Origin of the sequence: Methylobacterium sp. Leaf125, from assembly GCF_001423085.1 — a bacterium.
Taxonomy (GTDB): Bacteria; Pseudomonadota; Alphaproteobacteria; order Rhizobiales; family Beijerinckiaceae; genus Methylobacterium.
The window spans coordinates 42211-60175 of sequence record NZ_LMNU01000049.1 but is presented as its reverse complement, the minus strand read 5'-3'; the positions used below and the strand labels follow the sequence as shown (position 1 = coordinate 60175).

The 17965-nt window shown below is 70.1% G+C and carries 25 protein-coding genes; 17 read left to right on the top strand and 8 right to left on the bottom strand.

The features are described from left to right. Window positions 1–13: 13 nt before the first annotated feature. From ASF58_RS24185 to ASF58_RS24165, 5 genes are all read left to right on the top strand, one after another. The gene (locus ASF58_RS24185; RefSeq protein WP_055958946.1) at window positions 14–1075 is read left to right on the top strand and encodes a putative sulfate exporter family transporter; all 1062 of its coding nucleotides are present in this window, start codon (window positions 14–16) and stop codon (window positions 1073–1075) included. A 244-nt stretch (window positions 1076–1319) separates the two neighbouring features. Further along, window positions 1320–2543 (top strand): molybdopterin-dependent oxidoreductase, encoded by a 1224-nt coding sequence (locus ASF58_RS24180; protein ID WP_055958942.1) that lies wholly within the window; start codon window positions 1320–1322, stop codon window positions 2541–2543. An 11-nt stretch (window positions 2544–2554) separates the two neighbouring features. Then, window positions 2555–2893: a cytochrome c gene (locus ASF58_RS24175; protein ID WP_055958939.1), complete on the top strand. Its 339-nt coding sequence runs from the start codon at window positions 2555–2557 to the stop codon at window positions 2891–2893. A 185-nt stretch (window positions 2894–3078) separates the two neighbouring features. After that, window positions 3079–4062 (top strand): beta-propeller fold lactonase family protein, encoded by a 984-nt coding sequence (locus ASF58_RS24170; RefSeq protein WP_055958936.1) that lies wholly within the window; start codon window positions 3079–3081, stop codon window positions 4060–4062. A 78-nt stretch (window positions 4063–4140) separates the two neighbouring features. Then, entirely contained in the window at window positions 4141–5226 is a 1086-nt protein-coding gene (locus tag ASF58_RS24165) for a molybdopterin-dependent oxidoreductase (RefSeq protein ID WP_055958933.1), read from the top strand. Between the two features lie 3 nt (window positions 5227–5229). Here the strand turns inward: ASF58_RS24165 and ASF58_RS24160 are convergent, their stop codons facing one another. Genes ASF58_RS24160 through ASF58_RS24140 form a run of 5 tightly spaced genes read right to left on the bottom strand, consistent with a single transcriptional unit; the run spans window position 5230 to window position 8197 of the window. Next, the gene (locus ASF58_RS24160) at window positions 5230–5601 is read right to left on the bottom strand and encodes a DUF202 domain-containing protein (protein ID WP_055958930.1); all 372 of its coding nucleotides are present in this window, start codon (window positions 5599–5601) and stop codon (window positions 5230–5232) included. Beyond that, window positions 5598–6488 (bottom strand): LysR family transcriptional regulator, encoded by an 891-nt coding sequence (locus tag ASF58_RS24155; protein WP_055958927.1) that lies wholly within the window; start codon window positions 6486–6488, stop codon window positions 5598–5600. Before ASF58_RS24155 ends, ASF58_RS24160 begins: the two co-directional genes overlap by 4 nt. Beyond that, complete coding sequence (locus ASF58_RS24150) at window positions 6485–7294, bottom strand: anti-sigma factor (RefSeq protein ID WP_055958925.1); 810 nt, start codon at window positions 7292–7294, stop codon at window positions 6485–6487. The genes ASF58_RS24155 and ASF58_RS24150 overlap by 4 nt, the downstream gene beginning before the upstream one ends. Continuing rightward, window positions 7291–7800, bottom strand: coding sequence for an RNA polymerase sigma factor (locus tag ASF58_RS24145; protein ID WP_055958922.1), 510 nt, complete (start codon window positions 7798–7800; stop codon window positions 7291–7293). The genes ASF58_RS24150 and ASF58_RS24145 overlap by 4 nt, the downstream gene beginning before the upstream one ends. 13 nt (window positions 7801–7813) lie before the next feature. Then, window positions 7814–8197: a hypothetical protein gene (locus ASF58_RS24140; RefSeq protein ID WP_055958920.1), complete on the bottom strand. Its 384-nt coding sequence runs from the start codon at window positions 8195–8197 to the stop codon at window positions 7814–7816. Between the two features lie 182 nt (window positions 8198–8379). On the opposite strand from ASF58_RS24140, the gene ASF58_RS24135 reads away from it, so the two are divergent. Both ASF58_RS24135 and ASF58_RS24130 read left to right on the top strand, forming a co-directional pair. After that, on the top strand, window positions 8380–8835 hold the full coding sequence (locus ASF58_RS24135) for a DUF305 domain-containing protein (RefSeq protein ID WP_055958917.1): 456 nt from the start codon (window positions 8380–8382) through the stop codon (window positions 8833–8835). Then, window positions 8832–10268: a YncE family protein gene (locus tag ASF58_RS24130; RefSeq protein WP_055958914.1), complete on the top strand. Its 1437-nt coding sequence runs from the start codon at window positions 8832–8834 to the stop codon at window positions 10266–10268. Before ASF58_RS24135 ends, ASF58_RS24130 begins: the two co-directional genes overlap by 4 nt. 366 nt (window positions 10269–10634) lie before the next feature. Here the strand turns inward: ASF58_RS24130 and ASF58_RS24125 are convergent, their stop codons facing one another. Further along, window positions 10635–10970, bottom strand: coding sequence for a hypothetical protein (locus tag ASF58_RS24125; RefSeq protein WP_055958910.1), 336 nt, complete (start codon window positions 10968–10970; stop codon window positions 10635–10637). Between the two features lie 307 nt (window positions 10971–11277). Here ASF58_RS24125 and ASF58_RS24120 point away from each other — a divergent pair, with 307 nt between their 5' ends. Then, window positions 11278–11619 carry a hypothetical protein gene (locus tag ASF58_RS24120; RefSeq protein ID WP_055958907.1) on the top strand — a complete coding sequence of 114 codons (342 nt, stop codon included), beginning with the start codon at window positions 11278–11280 and terminating at the stop codon, window positions 11617–11619. A gap of 50 nt (window positions 11620–11669) precedes the next feature. On the opposite strand, the gene ASF58_RS24115 is transcribed toward ASF58_RS24120, so the two are convergent. Next, window positions 11670–12269, bottom strand: a complete 600-nt coding sequence (locus ASF58_RS24115) for a hypothetical protein (protein ID WP_055958904.1) — start codon at window positions 12267–12269, stop codon at window positions 11670–11672. Between the two features lie 38 nt (window positions 12270–12307). Further along, window positions 12308–13177: a hypothetical protein gene (locus tag ASF58_RS24110; RefSeq protein WP_055958901.1), complete on the bottom strand. Its 870-nt coding sequence runs from the start codon at window positions 13175–13177 to the stop codon at window positions 12308–12310. Between the two features lie 138 nt (window positions 13178–13315). On the opposite strand from ASF58_RS24110, the gene ASF58_RS24105 reads away from it, so the two are divergent. From ASF58_RS24105 to ASF58_RS24065, 9 genes are all read left to right on the top strand, one after another. Beyond that, window positions 13316–13834 carry a GcrA family cell cycle regulator gene (locus ASF58_RS24105; RefSeq protein WP_055958898.1) on the top strand — a complete coding sequence of 173 codons (519 nt, stop codon included), beginning with the start codon at window positions 13316–13318 and terminating at the stop codon, window positions 13832–13834. A 91-nt stretch (window positions 13835–13925) separates the two neighbouring features. After that, a complete protein-coding gene (locus ASF58_RS24100) occupies window positions 13926–14159 on the top strand; it encodes a hypothetical protein (protein WP_243214750.1) in 234 nt (77 codons plus the stop codon). A gap of 10 nt (window positions 14160–14169) precedes the next feature. Beyond that, window positions 14170–14706, top strand: a complete 537-nt coding sequence (locus ASF58_RS24095; RefSeq protein WP_055958895.1) for a hypothetical protein — start codon at window positions 14170–14172, stop codon at window positions 14704–14706. After that, on the top strand, window positions 14706–15194 hold the full coding sequence (locus ASF58_RS24090) for a hypothetical protein (RefSeq protein ID WP_055958892.1): 489 nt from the start codon (window positions 14706–14708) through the stop codon (window positions 15192–15194). Before ASF58_RS24095 ends, ASF58_RS24090 begins: the two co-directional genes overlap by 1 nt. Before the next feature lie 4 nt (window positions 15195–15198). After that, entirely contained in the window at window positions 15199–15723 is a 525-nt protein-coding gene (locus ASF58_RS24085) for a hypothetical protein (RefSeq protein WP_055958888.1), read from the top strand. An 85-nt stretch (window positions 15724–15808) separates the two neighbouring features. After that, window positions 15809–16930: a hypothetical protein gene (locus tag ASF58_RS24080; protein ID WP_055958885.1), complete on the top strand. Its 1122-nt coding sequence runs from the start codon at window positions 15809–15811 to the stop codon at window positions 16928–16930. Beyond that, the gene (locus tag ASF58_RS24075) at window positions 16927–17187 is read left to right on the top strand and encodes a hypothetical protein (protein WP_055958882.1); all 261 of its coding nucleotides are present in this window, start codon (window positions 16927–16929) and stop codon (window positions 17185–17187) included. The genes ASF58_RS24080 and ASF58_RS24075 overlap by 4 nt, the downstream gene beginning before the upstream one ends. Window positions 17188–17189: 2 nt before the next feature. Then, window positions 17190–17366: a hypothetical protein gene (locus tag ASF58_RS24070; RefSeq protein ID WP_156375891.1), complete on the top strand. Its 177-nt coding sequence runs from the start codon at window positions 17190–17192 to the stop codon at window positions 17364–17366. 2 nt (window positions 17367–17368) lie between these two features. Further along, window positions 17369–17878 (top strand): hypothetical protein, encoded by a 510-nt coding sequence (locus ASF58_RS24065; protein ID WP_055958875.1) that lies wholly within the window; start codon window positions 17369–17371, stop codon window positions 17876–17878. Window positions 17879–17965 lie beyond the last annotated feature (87 nt).

Below are 17965 nucleotides of genomic sequence, written 5' to 3'. Positions count from 1 at the left end.
CCACCCTCGATCGATGGGCGCCTTGGCCGGCACGAAAGCCATCCTTCCGGGACTGGGCCTCTGCGTGGCGGTCACCGCCGCAGCGGTCGGCTTCGAGGCCGTCGAGGCGCATCTGTTCGGTCGCGCCTGGCTCGAAGCCCTGGTGCTGGCGATCCTGCTCGGCAGCGCGATCCGCACGGCCTGGACCCCGTCGCAACGTTTCTTTCCCGGCATCGCCTTCGGGGCCAAGACCGTACTGGAGATCGCGGTTGTTCTTCTCGGGGCCTCGCTCAGCCTCGCGACGATCTTGGCGGCCGGTCCGGGTCTGCTCTTCGGCATCGCGGGCGTCGTCACGGTGGCGATCCTGTCGAGTTACGGCATCGGTCGGGCGCTCGGGCTGCACCCGCGCATGGCGATCCTCGTCGCCTGCGGTAACTCGATCTGCGGCAACTCGGCCATCGCCGCCACGGCGCCGGTGATTGGTGCCGACGGCGAGGACGTCGCCGCCTCCATCGCCTTCACCGCGGTTCTAGGCGTGCTGGTGGTGCTCGGGCTGCCGCTACTGGTGCCCCTGCTCGGTCTCTCGCCGATGCAGTACGGGGTGCTCGCCGGCCTCACCGTCTACGCTGTTCCGCAGGTTCTCGCCGCCACCGCGCCGGTCGCGGCACTCAGCGTCCAGGTCGGAACCCTGGTGAAGCTCGTCCGGGTGCTGATGCTCGGCCCGGTCGTCCTGGTGCTCTCGCTCGGCGCGAGCCGGCTGGGCGAGAAGACCGACGAGGCCGCCCCCGGCGTCACAGCCGGCGACCGCCCGGCCCGCGCCAGCCTCGCGATCCACCGCCTGGTGCCGTGGTTCATCCTCGCATTCCTCGCGCTCGCGGGACTTCGCTCGGCCGGGCTGATCCCGCAGGTCGCGCTCGCGCCGATGTCGGAGACCGCCAACGTGCTGACCGTGGTCTCGATGGCGGCGCTCGGCCTCGGGGTCGACGTGCGCAGCGTCGCCAAGGCCGGGGCGCGGGTGACGCTGGCGGTAGTCGCCTCGCTCCTCGCGCTCGGCGCCGTCAGCCTCGGCCTGATCCACGTGCTGGGCCTTGTCTGATCCGGGTGTGGATCCGGCTCCACCACCGATCCAGGTTTTCATCCGGCGCGATGCCCCGAAGAAATCCGGATTAAGCGGGAGATTGAAAATTCTCGAATCATCGCACCGGGAGATCGTTCGCATCGCGAAAGACCGTTGGAGGGAATAAATCGCTTTCCGTAGCATCTCCCTTGTCGCGAGGAATCGCCACGAGGCCCGATGCGCTCGAACGCATCGACGCCGACATTCTTCAAGGGGAGAGACCATGCACGGATTGGACAGACCGACGAACCGCCGCCTCGTCCTGGGTGGACTCGGGCTCGGCAGCCTCGGCGCCGCGTTGCCGGCCTGGGCCGCGGGCTCGGTGAAGCTGCCGCTGCCCGGCGGCCCGGACGAGCGGGCGCTGACCACCGCCTTTCCGGGCAAGGGCGAGATGATCCTCCAGCGCACCCATCCGCCGCTGCTGGAGACGCCGTTCTCGGTGTTCGACGCGGGCGTGTTCACCCCCAACGACCGCTTCTACGTGCGCTGGCACTGGGCCTCGATCCCGACCGAGGTCGATGCCGGCACCTTCCGGCTCAAGGTCCACGGCCATGTGGAGAAGGAACTCTCGCTCTCCCTCGATGCCATCGCCGGCCTGCCGCGCTTCGAGATCGCCGCGGTCAACCAGTGCTCGGGCAATTCACGCGGGCTGTTCGAGCCGCGGGTGCCCGGCGCGCAATGGGCCAACGGCTCAATGGGCAACGCCCGCTGGACCGGGGTGCGCCTCAAGGACGTGCTCGAAAAGGCCGGGGTGAAGGCCGGTGCCGTGCAGGTGCGCTTCAACGGCCTCGACGAGCCCGTGGTCGACGACGCGCCGGACTTCAAGAAGTCCCTCGATCTCGACCACGCCAACAATGGTGAGGTGATGATCGCCTACGCGATGAACGGCGAGCAGCTCCCGCTGCTCAACGGTTTCCCGCTCCGGCTCGTGGTGCCGGGCTGGTACTCAACCTACTGGGTCAAGATGCTGTCCGACATCGAGGTGCTGGACAAGCCCGACGAACAATATTGGATGAAGACCGCCTACCGTATTCCCGACGTGCCGGGTGCTAACATCAAGCCCGGGCAGACAGGGTTCAAGACAGTGCCGATTAACAGGATGGTGCCGCGCTCGTTCGTCACCAACCTGACCGACGGCGCCAAGGTGGCGGCCGGAACGCCGGTGGCCATCCGCGGCATCGCGTTCGGCGGCGATTGTGGGGTGAAGGCGGTCGAGTTCTCCGGCGACGGCGGGGCGACGTGGTTCCCGGCGCAACTCGGTGCCGACGAGGGCCCCTACAGCTTCCGCCGCTTCGACGGCAGCCTGCCGGCGCTGGCCGCCGGGACCCACACGGTCAGGGTCCGCTGCACCAATACCAAGGGCGTCGCGCAAGGCATGGACCGAGTCTGGAACGCCAACGGCTTCATGCAGAACGGCATCGAGACCGTGTCCTTCCAGGCCGCTTGAGGAGAACAGCCATGAACACAATTCGCCCTGCGGCCCTCATCGCCGCGCTCATCCTGTCTCCCCTGGTGGCGCTCGCGGCGCCTGCTCCCGAGCCGATGCGCTTCAGTTCGCAATCGATCGAATTTCCGACGTCCGACCGGATCTTTCCGGACGGGCCGGGAGCCGAGGCGGTCAATAACAATTGCCTCGCCTGCCACTCGGCCGGGATGGTGCTGACCCAGCCCAAGCTCACGAAGGCGCAGTGGACCGAGACCGTGAACAAGATGGTCCACGTCTACAAAGCGCCGGTCGATCAGGCCGATGTGCAGACCATCGTCGATTACCTCACGGCGTTGAAGCCCACGCCCTGAACCCTCGAATCCCGAGGCCGCCGTGCTTTTTTCGCCGGCCTCGGGGAATAGACCGCCCTCGCTGGCATCTCCCTAAGGCGATGCACGGCCTGACCGGTCCCGCACGACGCAATCCGATTTCGAACTCGCCCGCACGGCCGGCCCCAGGCCGTCGAACGAGGGCGCATGCCCGAGAGACACGCTTCATGACCCACGTCCGTACCAGCCTCCGCGCCCTCCTCGCCGGAGCTGCCTTGCTCCTCACCCAGAACCAACCTGGATTCGCCGCCGGCTTCGACGGCGCAATCAAGAACAACGCGCTCGCCCTGAACGCCGCCGGCACGGTCGCCGCGGTGTCGAACAGCGAGGAGAGCGCCGTCATCGTCTACGACGTCGCCAAGGGCACGGTGCTCCGCCGCCTCGACGGCTTCGTCACGCCGCGCAACATCGTGTTCGCGCCGGACGGCGCCCGCTTCTACGTCTCCGACAGCGGCACGGGCCGGATCACGGTCTACGAGACCGGCACCGGCAAAGAAGCCGGCGTTCTTGCCGCGGGCCCCGGTGCGTTCGGCACGGTGCTCTCGGCCGACGGGACAAAGCTCTACGTCAACAACGAGGCCGCGAGCACGCTGACCGTGTTCGACACCAAGACCATGCTCGCAGTCGCCGTGATCCCCGGCTTTGCGCAGCCGCGCCAAGGCGTGAAGCTGTCGCCGGACGGCAAGACCGTGTTCGTGACGAACTTCCTCGGCGACAAGATCACGTTGGTCGACACCGCCACCAACAAGATCACCAGCGAGATCGCCGGGTTCGACAAGCTGCGCGCCATCTCGATCACCAAGGACGGCAAGACGCTGTTTGCCGCCAACAGCGGCCGCAACACCGTCAGTGTGGTCGATGTCGCCGCCCGCAAGGTCACGTCAGAAGTCGCGGTGGGCAAGGACCCCTACGGTGCCGCGCTGACCCCGGACGGGCGCTTCGTCTATTCGGGCAACCTCAAGGACAACTCGCTCTCGGTGATCGACACCGACACGCTCAAGGTCGTCGCCACGGTGACCGGGCTGAACGAGCCGCGCCAGGCGATCGCATTCTCCAGTGACAACGCCCACGCGTACGTCCTCAACCGCGACCTCAGCGTGGCCGTGGTCGACCGCGCGAAGAACGCGGTGGTTTCGACGATGAAGCCGTGAAGCGTCGCGCGCCGGGTGCCTTTCGGCGCCCGGCGCGTTCTCGATCTCGACACGTCGCGAACGCAGGACAAAGACCCCATGCTCGGCCTGTTCCAGCGCAAGGACCGCCTCATCGTCCACGGAAAGACGCCCTACAACGCCGAGCCGCCGCTCGATCGCCTGCGGGCCGCCTTCCTGACTGATCAAGCCGACTTCTACGTCCGCAGCCACGGCGACATCCCGGACCTCGACGCCGACGGCTACCGCCTGACCGTCGACGGGATGGTCGCGACGCCCCTCGACCTCTCCCTCGCCGATCTCAAAGAACGCTTCGCGCCCGTCACCGTGACGGCGGTGATGCAATGCGCCGGCAACCGCCGGGCCGACATGCTGGCGGTGGCCCCGGTCTCCGGCGACCCGTGGGCGCCCGGCGCCATCGGTAATGCGGAATGGACCGGCGTGCGGCTCGCCGACGTGCTGCGCGCGGCCGGCATCAAAGCGGATGATGAGCGCCACGTCGCCTTCGAGAGCCACGACCGGATCGCGGACACGGACACGCGCTTCGGCGCCTCGATCCCGCTCGCCAAGGCGCTGGCGCCCGAGACGCTGCTTGCCTTCGCGATGAACGGCGAGCCTCTCGCCCCCGAGCACGGCCATCCGTTACGCGTGGTGGTGCCGGGCTTTGCCGGCATCCGCAGCCCGAAATGGCTCGCCCGGATCACGGTGCAGGACCGGCCCTCCGACAACCCGATGCAGGCCGACGACTACAAGCTGTTTCCGCCCGACGTGACGGCCGAGACCGCCGACCCGGCCCACGGCATCACCATCGAGGCGATGCCGTTGAACAGCGCGATCTGCGAGCCCGCCCGCGGCGCTGCGTTGAAGGCCGGCCGGCACGCGATCCGCGGCTACGCCATCGCCAGCGACCGCGCGGTCGCCCGCGTCGACGTCTCGACGGATGGCGGCCGCAGCTGGGCGCAAGCCCGGATCAAGCGCGATGCCGACGCGCCCTACGCCTGGACGTTCTGGGAGATCGAGCGCGAACTGACCGCGGGCGAGCACGAGCTCGCGGTGCGGGCCTGGGATTCCGCCGGCCAGACCCAGCCGGCCGCCCCCGACGACACCTGGAACTACAAGGGTTACCTCAGCGCCGCCTGGCACCGGGTGCGAGTGACGGTGGCCTGACCCTCACGCCCAGAGCAGGGCGGTGGCCGCGAGGCCGGAGATCGCGATGAGCAGGGCCGCAATCCCGACGGTGAGGAGGCGCGGCATCATCGGGATCTCGGAATGGGCGAGCCGTGCCCGGATCGCCCGGTCCCGCCACACGGCGCCGGCGAATGAGGCGAGCGCGCAGCCGATCAGCGTCAGCGACAATACCTTCAGCGGCCAGACCGCGAGCACCTCCCGCAGGAAGCGCTGCGCGGCGAGGCCGACGCCTAGGAACGCGAGCCCGGTGCGAAGCCACGCCACGAAGGTGCGTTCGGCCGCTAGAACCGTCCGATCCTCGGCGAGTCTCACCCGGGGATCGTCGGGGGGCACGGGTTTCGCGAGCTCGCTCATCCGGCATTCGCTGTCGCGATCAGGTCGAGAAGCGCGTCGGCGGCCCGGCTGCGGTAGCGCTCCTTGTGGCGCAGCACCCGGAACGGCCGGCTCGGTAAGTCGAACGCCGCCCGGACCAGGGTCCCGGCCCGAAGCGCGGCGGCGACCACGGTCTCGGACAGGACGGCGGCCCCGCCCCCGGCCTCGACGGCGGCGCGGACCGCCTCGTTAGAGGGCAGTTCGAGCGTGACCCGAAGCTGGGCGGCTGCGAGGCCGGCCGCACCCAGGGCCGCCTCGAAGGCCGAGCGGGTTCCCGATCCCGCCTCGCGCAGCACCCAATCGACCCCGGCGAGGTTTTCGGGTTCGAGGTGGGTCGCCTCGGCGAAGGCATGGCCAGGGGCGACCACGAGGACCAGTTGGTCCTGCGCGATGGTCGTGCTCGCGAGCGTCGGGTCGTCCAGCGCCCCCTCGACAAAGCCGAGTTCGGCCTGCCCCGCGCGCACCGCGTCGGCGGCGTCGGTGGTGTTGCCCACCGCCAACCGGATGGCGATCTCAGGGTAGGCCCGGCGGAAGGCGACGAGGTGGCGCGGCAGCCAGTCGCTGGCGATGGTCTGGCTGGCATAGAGGGCCAGCGTCCCGCGTCGCATGCCACTGAGGTCGGCGAGCACCAGTTCGGCGGCCTCGGCCCGGGCGAGTACGGCGCGGGCCTCGACGAGGAACACGCGTCCCGCCTCGGTCAGCTCGATCCCGCGGCCGACCCGGTGAAACAGCTTGGTGGCGTGCCGCCCCTCGATGTTGGCGATCGCCGTGCTGACTGCCGACTGGACGAGGTTCAGCGCCTCTGCAGCCCGGGTCACGTGCTGCCGCTCCGCCACGGCCACGAAGATGCGGAGTTGGTCGAGGGTCATGGTTGCCGCGGCGGAACCGGCAATCCACGGACCTGCGCGTCAACCGCCTGCGCGACGGTCAACAGCCGCGCCTCGTCGGTGCGACCCGTCACGACGTAGGACATGCCGCCATCGACCCAGGAGAAGGCAGCGACATCGCCCTCGCGGGCGAAGCGGAACACCGTGCGGCCATCCGCATCGCCCACGCGGCTGTAGAGCGTCAGCCGGGTGCCGTGATCGTCATCGTACATCAGCATCGCGGCGGATTCGGAACCCGCCGGCAGCAGCCGGCCGCCCATCAGGCGGAAGCCGTAGGCCGTGAGGTCGGGGGTGGTCACCGCCCGGCCGAGGCGCTTCGAGAGCCACGTCACGAGGTGCGGCTTCTCGTCGGCGCGCACCTCCACCGGATGCACCGCCTCGACCACGTAGGTGCGGAAGGCCGCCACTGCGTCGTCGGTCGCCGGCTCGGTTCGCGCGAGCGTGACCGTGGGTACCTGCCGCACGGCATGGCCGAACCAGCCGGCGGCACCGCCGACCGCGAGGCAGAGCACGGCCGCAGCCGCGACCGGAAGCCAGCGCCCGGTTATCGGGCGATGTCGCGAGCGGATATTGGCGACCCTGAGCCGCGCCGGGATCGCCTCCTCGGCGATCGGCGCGAGGCGGGCACGCAAGCGCTCGCGCAAGGCGCGATCCGCCGAGACCTCGGCCGCCCGCGCGGGATTTCCCCTGAGCCATGCCTCGACCAGCGCCTGCCGCTCCGGTTCCAGACGACCGTCGATCAGGCCGTGCAGGTCGTCCTCGCCGACCGGGCGCGGATCCCCGCTCATTTTACCCTCCTCAACAAGCCGGTTCGGCCCGTTTCCAGAAAACTTCGCATCCGCTCCCGGGCTCGGCTTAACCGCGACATCACCGTGCCGAGCGGTACTCCGAGCACCTGGGCCGCTTCCGCATAAGACAGATCCTCAACCGCGACGAGCAGCAGCACCGAGCGCTGCTCCTCGGGCAGCGCATCGAGCCCGGTGAGCACGTCACGGGCTCCCATAGCGGTCTCGGGGTCGGCACCCGGATCAGGCACCTGCTCCAAAGCCTCCGCGCCGAGATCGACGCCGCGCCGGCCCCGGCGTCGAACAGTGCCGAGGAACAGGTTGCGCTCGATCGTGAACAGCCAGGCCCGCAGGTCGCCGTCGCGGCGGCGTCCGGACCAGCCGGACAACGCCCGCTCCAAAGTGTCCTGGACGAGGTCGTCCGCCGCTTCGCGGTCCCGTAACAGCGCGACGGCGTAGCGCCGCAACGCTGGGATCTGCGGTTCGATGAGGGCAGCGATCTCGTCCACGAGGCTTTACCGATCAGGGCTTGGCGATGTGCCATGCACCGTTGAGGAATCCGTCGCCGGTGATGTCGCCGGGCTTCGTATCCTTGGCGAAGGTGTAGAGCGGCTTGCCCTTATAGGCCCACTGCATCGTGCCGTCGTCCCGCGTCACCATCGTCCAGTCGCCACTAGCAGCCGAGCCGGGCGCCGCCATCAGGGCGGGCCAGTTGGCGGCGCAGGGGCCGTTGCACATCGACTTGCCGCCCATGTCCTTGTCGAAGGTGTAGAGGGTCATGCTCTTGGCATCGACGAGCGCCGGCCCCTTGGCAGTCTCGGCCGTCATCGCAGGCGCAGCGGCCTGGGCGGCGACGGCGGAGAAGGCGAAGGCCGCAAAGGCGGCGCGGATCAGCATGGTGCGCATGAGTGAGGTCTCCGGCGGTCGACCATGACCGCATTGGGAGAGATGCCGAACGGGCGCGTCTATTCCACTGACATTTGGAAAAGATCGATCACATCGGCAGGGCCGCGAATTCGTCCCCGGCCAGGGAATAAAACCGTTTCCCCGGCATCTCTCCCCTCGACAACGAACAGGGAGGACGGCTCATGCGCGGAGCATTGGGATTTGCGCTCACGGCCGCCGTGATGGCCGGCGGCCTCGTCGGCGGCCGGATGATGATGCCCCCGACGCTGGCCGCTGCCGAGCCGCCGGCCGTCGTCTCCGCGTCCTTCGACGCGGTGATGGCGCAGTCGATGACGCGGATGCATGCCGACATGATGGTCCCGCCCTCGGGCGATCCGGACCGCGACTTCGCCGCGATGATGATCCCGCACCACGAGGGCGCGATCGCGATGGCCCAGGCGGAGCTGCTCTACGGCAAGGATCCGGTCCTGCGCCGCCTCGCGCAGGGGATCATCGTCGAACAGGGCCAGGAGATCGCGGTGATGCGCCGGGCGCTCGCCGATCTCCCTCCCGCGCCGGATTCGTCCGCCGCAGCCGCCCACCTTCACCACCATGGCACGGCCCCTGCCGCCGAGATGCCTTCGGAGATCTGCCGATGAAGACCGCCCTCACCCTCCTCGCGCTCGCGCTGCTCTCCGGCTCGGCTCTCGCCGGGCAGGCCCCGGGCGCAGCCTCCGCACCGGACGTGCCGGTCAGCGGCAGGGACCGGTTCTACACCTCGGACCAGTTCTCCAACACGGTCTCGGTGGTCGATCCCGCCGCCAACGTCCTGCTCGGCGTGATCCGGCTCGGCGACCCGACGCCGATGAACCTGAGCCCGCTCTATCGCGGCCAGCTCCTCGTCCACGGCATGGGCTTCTCGCCCGACCACAGGACGCTGCTCGCGGTCTCGATCGGTTCGAACTCCGTGAGCTTCATCGACACGGCGACCAACACGGTCCGCCACACGGCCTATGTCGGCCGCGCGCCGCACGAGGCCTTCTTCACGCCGGACGGCCGGGAGGCCTGGGTGAGCGTGCGCGGCGAGGACTACATCGCCGTACTCGATGCCGCGACCGCCAAGGAGACGCGCCGGATCACCGTGCCGAACGGGCCCGGCATGACGATCTTCTCGCCGGACGGCGCCTACGGCTATGTCTGCTCCAGCTTCAGCCCCGAGACGGTGGTGATCGACACGAAGACCCACACCATCGTCGGGCGCGTGAAGCAGGAGAGCCCGTTCTGCCCCGACATCGCCGCGACACCGGACGGCAAGCAGGTGTGGTTGACCCTCAAGGATGTCGGCCGGACCCAGGTGTTCTCTGCGACGCCGCCCTTCGCGCCGCTGAAGACCATCGAGACCGGGCCGATCACCAACCACGTCAACATCGTCTCGACCAAGGCCGGCCAGTTCGCCTACGTGACGATCGGCGGCCTGAACCAGGTCAAGGTGTTCCGCACCGACGACTTCACCCAGGTCGCCACCATCCCGACCGGCGCCCTGCCGCACGGGCTCTGGCCCTCGGGCGACGGCAGCCGCGTCTATGTCGGCCTAGAGAACGCCGACAAGGCGGCGGTGATCGACACCGCATCGAACACCGTGATCGCCGAGGTTCCGATCGGCCAGGGGCCGCAGGGCGTGGCCTACGTCCCGAACGCCGTGCCGGAGGGGGACGGAAAGCAGAACCTCCAGCCGCTGGGCGCAGCCGGCAAGACCAGCGCGCTGACGCTCGCAGGCACCGATGGCAAGCCGGCGACGCAGGTGACCCTGTTCGACCAGGGCGTGCTGCAGACCCTGCAGGCCGCGGTCACGGGACTGGCGCCGAAGACGCCGTTCGTCCTGGCGCTCGCCGCCGATCCGAAGGGGGCCGCCGGCCTGGAGCCGCTCGCCGCCTTCATGACCAACCCGGCCGGCGCGGCCATCGTCAACGCCATCGGCCCGATCCGCCAGATCACCCGCACGGATGCCGGCGCGAGCCGGCGCTACCTCGTGGTGGTCTCGGGCAAGCCCGGTGAACTCGGCGGCGTCGTCCAGATGCAGACTGTGGATTGAACGGGCGGCCTCACGAGCGCGGGAAGCGGGAATCCGAGAGCATGCGTTCGCAGCGCGCGTCCGGCTGCAACGTCTGCTTTCGAGGCCGCCGTTAGATTGCTCCTATGACCTAGTTGGGTCGGAGGCGGAACGTCCGCTTCAGGGCGAAGGGTCAGGGTCCGCTTCCCACCAGTTGCGACTTCGCAGGTGGGTACCAAGCGTCAGGTTCGGACCACTAGATCGGGACACGCCCCGACCGGCAGCTTCTCCAGCGTAGAGGAAGGTGCCGCGAAGAGGCGACGCGTCAGTCGAGTGCTTTCGACCAGCTCATCTCCTCCCCCCGTTACTCCTATCCAGTGTAACGCGGAAATTGCGAACTTTCAGGCTTCAGGGATCCAGCCCGAGACGGGCCGCCAGGGCCGCTGAGACGGCCTCCCGGCGGTAGATGACGGGGTTCTTCCCGGCTGCTAGGCCCCGCTTTGTGCGTGCCTTGAGCGCGGCCGCCGCCGCTAGGATGACCGCACCCGCGTCGATCGGGCTCGCGAGGCGGTACCCCTTGGGAGCGCCTGCAATGACGACCGCCAGCCCGTCGGCGATCGCGCGGTCGAGCGTCGCCGGATCCGGCGCGCCCGCCTCCGCTGCCCGGGCGCGGGAGGCAGCCTTGGCGGCGCGGTTGGCCTCGCGTGCACGGGCGGCCGAGAATGAGGGGCGGGGAGTGCTCATGGGCGGATGATGCCGTGACGAGGTGCAAGGCACCATGACATGTCACGCCCTCGACACCCTCTCGGCACGCCCTCGTGCGCACCTCGTGCTGAGCGCAGCATTTCCTCAGCATATTTTTGGGCGTTTCAGTTTTCCACATCGGCGATTCATCAAGAGCGAAATCCGCAATCACTCAGGACGCGTGCTGCAGCACCCCCGGAAACGGATCGTTCACCATGCCGTGTGGATCCCTTCGACTTCGGGTTGACGGGGAGTCCCGGCCAGGCGCGAATTGAGTCGTGAGATCGCCCCGCCCGGAGAGAAGCCGATGTCCCACGAGACCCGTTCCTTCACCGTCGACAGCTCCTTCCGCGTCGCGCAGGGCCTCGCCCTCGGGCACTCCGCCGTGGCGGGGGCCTTCGACGGCCTGCGCGAGTTCCAGCGCCAGCGCGACCTCGCCGACCTCGGCGCCGTCGAGGCCGTCGCCCGGGAGCTCCACCGCGTCCGCCGGCTACTCGCTGCCGCGCAGGCCGAGACCGCCGCCGCGCGCGCCGAGGTCGCCACCCTGGAGCGCGCCGTCGACGGCGAGCGCGCCCGTGCCGACCGGGCCGAGGCGAACCTCGCTCGCCTCGTCGAGGCCGTCCGCGACGGCCGCATCCGGGCACAGTAAAGCCCGCCGGGGCGATCCGGCGGGCTCGGTCGTCGGCAGGGTCCGAGGCGTCAGCGGCGAGGGCCAGCCGGGGCGCTCGCGTAGCACTCCTCCATCGTGAGGCCTGCCAAGGCCAGCTTGTCGACGAGGTCCATCTCCTGCGCGGGCGCCGCCGCCTCAGCCGCCGGCTTGTTCCTGTTGCCGCCCGAGGACGATCCGCCCTTGCCGGCCGCGCCGTCCTTGCCCGCCGCCGTCTGGATCGGGAGCGCAACGATCGCCGCGGGCGTGACGAGGCCGAGCTCGCACCGCATGCGGCCTTCGGGACCGCCAAGGACATGCTGCTCCAGGATCCGCGCCGGCGCGCGCCACGCCGCGAAAAGTTGCTCGCGCGTCAGCCTGTCGAGCCACGCGGCGATGAGCGGCGGCAGGGCGGGGATCGCCTCGTCGCTGGGCTTCGTGCCGACGACCCGGCGCCGGGCGTGCTCGCGGATGAGCAGGCCGAGGACGTACTGGCCGTCGTCGATCGGGGCCTCGTCGTCCCCATCCCGATCGGCGAGCGCCGCCGCGGCCATCACCGCCGCCGGGTTGGGCGGGCCCCCGAAACCCAACATCCGGAAGGGGGCCGACAGGGCGGCGGCGAGGGCGGCGAGCAGGGCGTAGAGGATGCGCACGGGGCAGGTCCTTCGATCTGAGGGTGACGGGGGGAGCTTCACGCCGCGGGCAGCAACCCACCAGCCGGGGCCTCCCGGCTCGTCGCCGACGCGATGCCGAGGGCGCGGTAGGCGAGGTAGGGCGGCAGCTGCCGCCGATGCCCGTGCAGCAGCTGGAGGCCGTGCGCGGCCTCCAGCTCGCTGAGGCCGTCGCGCTCGGCCAAGGCGTGCCCGGTCCAGGAGGTCGCCTGCGAATAGCCGCGCCCGTTCTCCTCGGACGCCCAGTCCTCGTCGAGCTCGGCCAGGTACTTCAGGCCCTCGTGGACGGCGGCCCGGACGGCCGGGTCCTGGGCGCGGGCGAGCCAGTGCGGCATGGCCGGGCGGGCGAGGCGCGCCTCTGCACGCACCCTGTTGGCCTCAGCGGCCTCCAGCCACCGCTCGGCAATCCGCCCGCCGTACGCTGTCCAGGACGTCGCCGTCATCAGCTCACGCGCGGATGCCAGCTCCTTCCCCAGAGACCACAGCCGCTTCGCCACGAGGTCCTGCAAACGCTGGCGAATCGGTGCCGTCAGAACCTCGTCGGCCTCGGCCCGCTGTTCGGCCCGCCGGTCGGCCGCCCCGCGCCGGGCGCCCGCCTTGGCCAACGCCGCGTCGACGGCGGCCCTGAGCGCGGGCACGTCGACCTCGGCCTCGCTCGTCCACCAGCACGGCAGGAGCGTGCCGTCCGGCGAGCGGGCGTTCGCCTTGTCCGTCCAGCTGTAGCCGGCGCCGATCATCTCGGCGCGCGCCCCGCGATAGGCGTCCTGGAACGTCTGCGGGATGGCGTCGAGGACGTGGAGTAGGCGGGCGTTCCCGTAGCGCTGGCGCTCGCCGACCAGGCGCCAGGGCAGGTCTTCGAAATCCAACGGGGGAGCAGTCAACCAGGGCATGGGCGTGTCCACAGGATAAAATAGCTAACGCAGACTAATACGCAGCATAGTCATTTTCAATGGCGATATTGACATAAAGATGCAGCTAATGCATATTGATCTGCGTTCACAAGGAGCCTCCCCGGTGCCCCGCCCCCCATGCCCCTCCATCCCCACAACTGGTCGCCCGACCTCGTCGAGCGCGTCAAAGCCGCTTGGCTCGCCGGCGCGTCGGCCGGCGTCATCTCGGCCGCCCTCGCCGCCGACGGCGTCCACCGTTCCGCTTCCTCGTTCATCGGCAGGATGCGCCGCGAGGGCTGCAGCTTCCTGGGCCCCGGCACCGGCAGGACCCGCCTTGCACGTAATCCCCACGAGGGCCCGCGGAAGGCCCCGAAGGCCGTCGTGGTTAAGGCCGCGCCGCCGCCCCCGCCGGCCCCGCGTTTCACCCCCCGCCCGAAGGCCTCCGACGTCGCCCTGCCGGAGAGCCGGCGGGTCGCGATCCTCGATGTCAGGGACGGCATGTGCCGCTGGATCGCCGGGGACCCGCGCCGGGACGCGCCGGCTTGCGGGCACCCCACCGATCTCGGCTCGCCCTACTGCCCGGGGCACCGCTGCATCGGCACCGTCGCCGCCCGGTCGCGCGGCGTGCCGTACATCCCGATGAGGAGGGCGGCATGACGAGCTGGTCGAGCCTCGCGCAGGACTATCAGCACGCCCTCGGCGAGGACGGAGGCCGGATCCCGCGCCGACGTTCGCGGACCGGGGCGTCATGAGGCGGCACACCGCCCGCAGGCCGGGCCCCTGCGAGCGCTGCCCCATCGGCCGCGGCGTGCAGCCGGGCGAGCGGTACCTCGTTCACGTCGGCCTCGACGAGGACCACCGCGACTTCTTCTACGCCCGCCACTGCGAGGCGATGCCCGATGCCTGCCGGGCCGCGATGCCCCGGGGCGAGGACCCGCACTGCGCCGCCGTGACGTACGGCCCCGACGAAATCCCCTTCTAGGAGACAGCCCATGGTCGACGTCCGTGCATTCTTCGCCCTCTCTGGGCCGCCTGACATTCCCGACGTCCTGAGTCCCGATCGCCCGATCCTGCACCCAGAGGCATTCGATCTCGGCCTGGAGCAGGGCACGAGCGATAGCGACGGCACCTCTCATCAAACGTGGCTCGGGCACGTCTGCACGAAGGTCGCAGCCTGCTTCGGTGGAGACACCCTCGGGCGGGAATGGATCGTCCTGCGCGTGTGGGCCGGGCATAGGTTCGTGCCGGTGGGCCATGAGGCCCCGCACCAGACTGCGCAGGGGTGGCGGCACGCCGGCTGCCTGGTTCACCACGCCATGAAGGTCAGGCAGGTAGAGCAGGTCGTCGGCGATGACGGCGAGCCGCAGTGGCGGCTCCTCTCGCGCGATCCGATCTTCGTCATCGAAGACCAGCCTCTCCGGGCTATCCGGGTGCGTGGCCTCCCACCGGCCGAGCAGTCCAGGCGTTATGCCCTGGAGAAGCGCCGCGAGAAGCTCCGGCTCAGGCTGCTCCAGAGGGGCGGATTTTGATGCCCTACCTCGATTCCGAGATCGTGACGCTGCGGGACGGCACCGCCTTCGCCGTCTACGAGGGCGACGGCGCGCCCATCGTCGCAACGCGCGTCGGTGACCCCGCCCTACCGCAGGGCCTCGCTGCCTACGGCATCGGCTACGGCCGCGCCGGCGAGGCGACGGTCCTCCACCGGGGGATGCCCGCCGAGACCATCCGCGAGTTCTGCCGTGCGCACGGCGGCGTCCAGTCGGCGGGCGCGGCCGCGCTGGAGATCCTGCGGCGGATGACGCCCGCACCTCCGCCGGCGCCCCTGCCGGTGTTCGCTCCTATGGACCGGGCGCCGCGGCCTACCGGCCCGGGCAGCCGCAAGGCCCGGGCCGCCGCGCAGCTGGCGGCGTACCACGCGGCCGTCCCGAGCGCGGCCCCGGTGTGGCGCGTGCCTAACGTCACGAGGCCTGCCGAACCCATGCCCCCTGACCTCGCAGCCACCCCGTCGCAGGAGTGATCCGATGCCCTACCGCGAACGCCCGATGAGGCCCCTCCTTCTCCCGATACACCCGGAAACTCAGCTCACGGCGGACCCCGGCCTCACCGTCGAGAGCCGCCGGTTCACGGACGTACTGACCCTGCAGGAGAGCTTACTCTGGCAGACCGCGCCCCTCACTCGGGACGGGCGCGCCGAGGTGGTCGGGGCGTTCCGAGAGGGGTGGCTCGTCCGGCGGCCCAGCGTGAACCCGCCGTTCGAGATCGTACTCCGGCAAGATGGCGGGCCCGAACCCTGCGCAATCGTCCTCATGTTGCGGTCGCACACGATGTACGGCCGCCTGGTGTCGGCCGTGCCGGAGCACATTCCTTTGGAGCACGGGGACCGCTCCGTCATCGTGACGGCCGATCGCGTCATCGCTGTCCGTGGCGCGAACGAGGCCCGCGCATTTGGGTATCTCGCCAACCTCCTGGTCGGCACGCACTGGTCTCCACGCCGGCGAGCGCGGCCGATACCCGCCGAGGACGCCGATGCCCTGAGGCTGCTGTGATGTCTTGACAGATGGTTAACCAAGTCCCCATAATGGGGACCTGGAGCAGGCACTGACCTCTCCTCGCACGATGGGAAACCACGCCATGACGAAATCCGAAATCCTCTCCGCCGTCTCGCGCATCAAGCGCGCCCCGAACGTCACCCTCCTCATGCGCGCGGTCGATGCTGTGCTCGGCAGCAACGCCATGGGCATCGCCCGCATCGGCGCGCGGTGGGAGGTCTCCGAGGGCGGGTTCGCCATCTACCAGGCCGACTTCGCCACGGTGCGCCGGCGCCTCGCCAGCTACGTCATGGATGCCTGCTCCTGCGATGAGGCGGATGAGCCCGCTGAGCAGACCGCTGCCGTGGTTTCCCAGCCGACCCAGATCCAGCAGGCCTGCGCCGCCCCCCGCGTCGCCATGAGGCTCGTGCGGACCGTCACCACGCACGGCATCGTCGCCGTCAGCGTCGGCCCCTGCCCGGAGTTCCCGGACCATGGTCGCGACGAGTACCGCGTCACGACCGATGGCGATGTCGTCCGCACCCGGTACGTGCTGGCCAACGATCACTACAGCTGGAGCAGCCCCGGAGCCCGTCCGTTCATCACCCCCAACCGCAGCCCGGTGACGGCGCGCCGCACGATTGATGCGGTGGCCGAGTGCCTCGCCGCCGCGCCGGCTATGACCACCCAGCCATGCCAGCAGCAGCAAGCCCGCGACAGGCGCAGTCCAACCCGGGCCGCTCCCACTCAGTCGAGCTTCGACGCCGCCACCGTCGCTCAGGGTGACAGTGTATCGCGCCTCCTCGACGGGCTTCTGCGCGAGGACGCGCCCGGAGATCTCGCTCAGGCGCTCGTCACGGTCCACGCCGCATCGGCGCACCTCAACTCGGCCAATGTTGCGTACACGGCGTCGCCGTCGAAGGCATCGCTCGCCTCGCAGTGGCGGGCGCGCTTCATGCACCTGCAGGCGTTGCGCCACTACGACGTCCTGCTGGAGATCGATGCCATCGGCCATCTCCAGATGGGCTACGGCCTGAGGCCGTGCCTCGAAGGGATCGCGGTCCTGCAGGGCGACGAGATGCTCTTCCACGTCCCCCTCGGGACTGAGCGGCGGGGTATCGAGACCGCGCTCCGGATCTACGCCGACGCCTTCTCGGCCGGCCGTGAGGCCGGACGCGCCGCCGCCATGGCCGACTTCCGCGCCTTCATCGGAGAACCCGCGTGACCCGCCGCATCACGCCCGAGACCCTCGCCGAGGTGGGGACATTCCTCCTCGGGCCCGAGTGGCGCCGGCCGCTCGCCGCCCTGCTCGGTCCCCTCCATCCGGAAGGGGCCCGCCCTTCGCTCGATCCCCGACTGCCCGCCCGGTGGGCGACCGGCGAACGCGAGATCCCCGTGTGGGTCGGGGACGCCCTCATCCAGATCCTGGACGAGCAGAGCGAAACCGCCAGGGCTCTGGCCAACCGTCTGAAGGGGGAATGACCATGGCGCGCGATTGGGACTGGTTCGAGCCCCGCGAGAGGGACGACTACGAGCAGGAGTACGGCTTCGTCTGCGCATGGTGCGTCGAGGTCTGCGACGACCACGAAGCCATCGTGCTGACGCGCCATCCGGAGATGCCGACCGTCTGCATCAACTGCGCCCGCAGGGGAGGAGAGTGACAATGGAACCCGCCCACGCCGCCTTCCTCGACGCCTGGCGCGCGCAGGAATTCCACGTCCCCCTGGGGCCCTGGCCGCGCCCGGCCCCCCCGAAACCCGTCCTGCCGGGCCCCATCCAGCTGCCCCTCTTCGATATGGACGGAGATCCGGAAGCGCCGCCCGCCTCGCCCCCGCTGCCGAGCGCTCTCCTGACGGCCCTCATCGACGACGCCGGTGTCGGGCGCCGGCGCCCCCGGGACATCGCGATCGTCGAGGCCGCGATCGCCGCGAGCATCCCGGCCGACGTGCCGACGTTCGCCGATGAGATCCTTTCGGCCCGCCGGGATGGCGAGGACCTCGTCTCGCGCGTGCGCCTGTTCGACGGTGGCACCATCATCCTCAACGTCGTCTGCGGGCCCGAGCCCACCGTGCGCGAGTGGGAGGCCGAGGGCGACCAGCGCGCGTTCCACTACGCTGACGGCGCGTGGGTCCGATTCGACGAGGCGGTGACCCCGCCGCCGGCTAAGGCGTAGCCGTCCCCCGCAGACGTCGCGTATGTCGAGGCCGCGATCCAGGCCATCCTGCCCAAAGGTGTGCCGACCTACGTCACGGAGGTCCTC

Coding starts and splice junctions, on each gene's coding strand:
- ASF58_RS24160 (WP_055958930.1), bottom strand. CDS start 5,601: ATGAGCGAGCTCGCGAAACCCGTGCCCCCCGACGATCCCCGGGTGAGA.
- ASF58_RS24070 (WP_156375891.1), top strand. CDS start 17,190: ATGGCGCGCGATTGGGACTGGTTCGAGCCCCGCGAGAGGGACGACTAC.
- ASF58_RS24185 (WP_055958946.1), top strand. CDS start 14: ATGGGCGCCTTGGCCGGCACGAAAGCCATCCTTCCGGGACTGGGCCTC.
- ASF58_RS24095 (WP_055958895.1), top strand. CDS start 14,170: ATGGTCGACGTCCGTGCATTCTTCGCCCTCTCTGGGCCGCCTGACATT.
- ASF58_RS24125 (WP_055958910.1), bottom strand. CDS start 10,970: ATGAGCACTCCCCGCCCCTCATTCTCGGCCGCCCGTGCACGCGAGGCC.
- ASF58_RS24105 (WP_055958898.1), top strand. CDS start 13,316: ATGCCCCTCCATCCCCACAACTGGTCGCCCGACCTCGTCGAGCGCGTC.
- ASF58_RS24080 (WP_055958885.1), top strand. CDS start 15,809: ATGACGAAATCCGAAATCCTCTCCGCCGTCTCGCGCATCAAGCGCGCC.
- ASF58_RS24180 (WP_055958942.1), top strand. CDS start 1,320: ATGCACGGATTGGACAGACCGACGAACCGCCGCCTCGTCCTGGGTGGA.
- ASF58_RS24130 (WP_055958914.1), top strand. CDS start 8,832: ATGAAGACCGCCCTCACCCTCCTCGCGCTCGCGCTGCTCTCCGGCTCG.
- ASF58_RS24100 (WP_243214750.1), top strand. CDS start 13,926: ATGAGGCGGCACACCGCCCGCAGGCCGGGCCCCTGCGAGCGCTGCCCC.
- ASF58_RS24175 (WP_055958939.1), top strand. CDS start 2,555: ATGAACACAATTCGCCCTGCGGCCCTCATCGCCGCGCTCATCCTGTCT.
- ASF58_RS24165 (WP_055958933.1), top strand. CDS start 4,141: ATGCTCGGCCTGTTCCAGCGCAAGGACCGCCTCATCGTCCACGGAAAG.
- ASF58_RS24065 (WP_055958875.1), top strand. CDS start 17,369: ATGGAACCCGCCCACGCCGCCTTCCTCGACGCCTGGCGCGCGCAGGAA.
- ASF58_RS24140 (WP_055958920.1), bottom strand. CDS start 8,197: ATGCGCACCATGCTGATCCGCGCCGCCTTTGCGGCCTTCGCCTTCTCC.
- ASF58_RS24110 (WP_055958901.1), bottom strand. CDS start 13,177: ATGCCCTGGTTGACTGCTCCCCCGTTGGATTTCGAAGACCTGCCCTGG.
- ASF58_RS24150 (WP_055958925.1), bottom strand. CDS start 7,294: ATGAGCGGGGATCCGCGCCCGGTCGGCGAGGACGACCTGCACGGCCTG.
- ASF58_RS24155 (WP_055958927.1), bottom strand. CDS start 6,488: ATGACCCTCGACCAACTCCGCATCTTCGTGGCCGTGGCGGAGCGGCAG.
- ASF58_RS24120 (WP_055958907.1), top strand. CDS start 11,278: ATGTCCCACGAGACCCGTTCCTTCACCGTCGACAGCTCCTTCCGCGTC.
- ASF58_RS24090 (WP_055958892.1), top strand. CDS start 14,706: ATGCCCTACCTCGATTCCGAGATCGTGACGCTGCGGGACGGCACCGCC.
- ASF58_RS24085 (WP_055958888.1), top strand. CDS start 15,199: ATGCCCTACCGCGAACGCCCGATGAGGCCCCTCCTTCTCCCGATACAC.
- ASF58_RS24135 (WP_055958917.1), top strand. CDS start 8,380: ATGCGCGGAGCATTGGGATTTGCGCTCACGGCCGCCGTGATGGCCGGC.
- ASF58_RS24170 (WP_055958936.1), top strand. CDS start 3,079: ATGACCCACGTCCGTACCAGCCTCCGCGCCCTCCTCGCCGGAGCTGCC.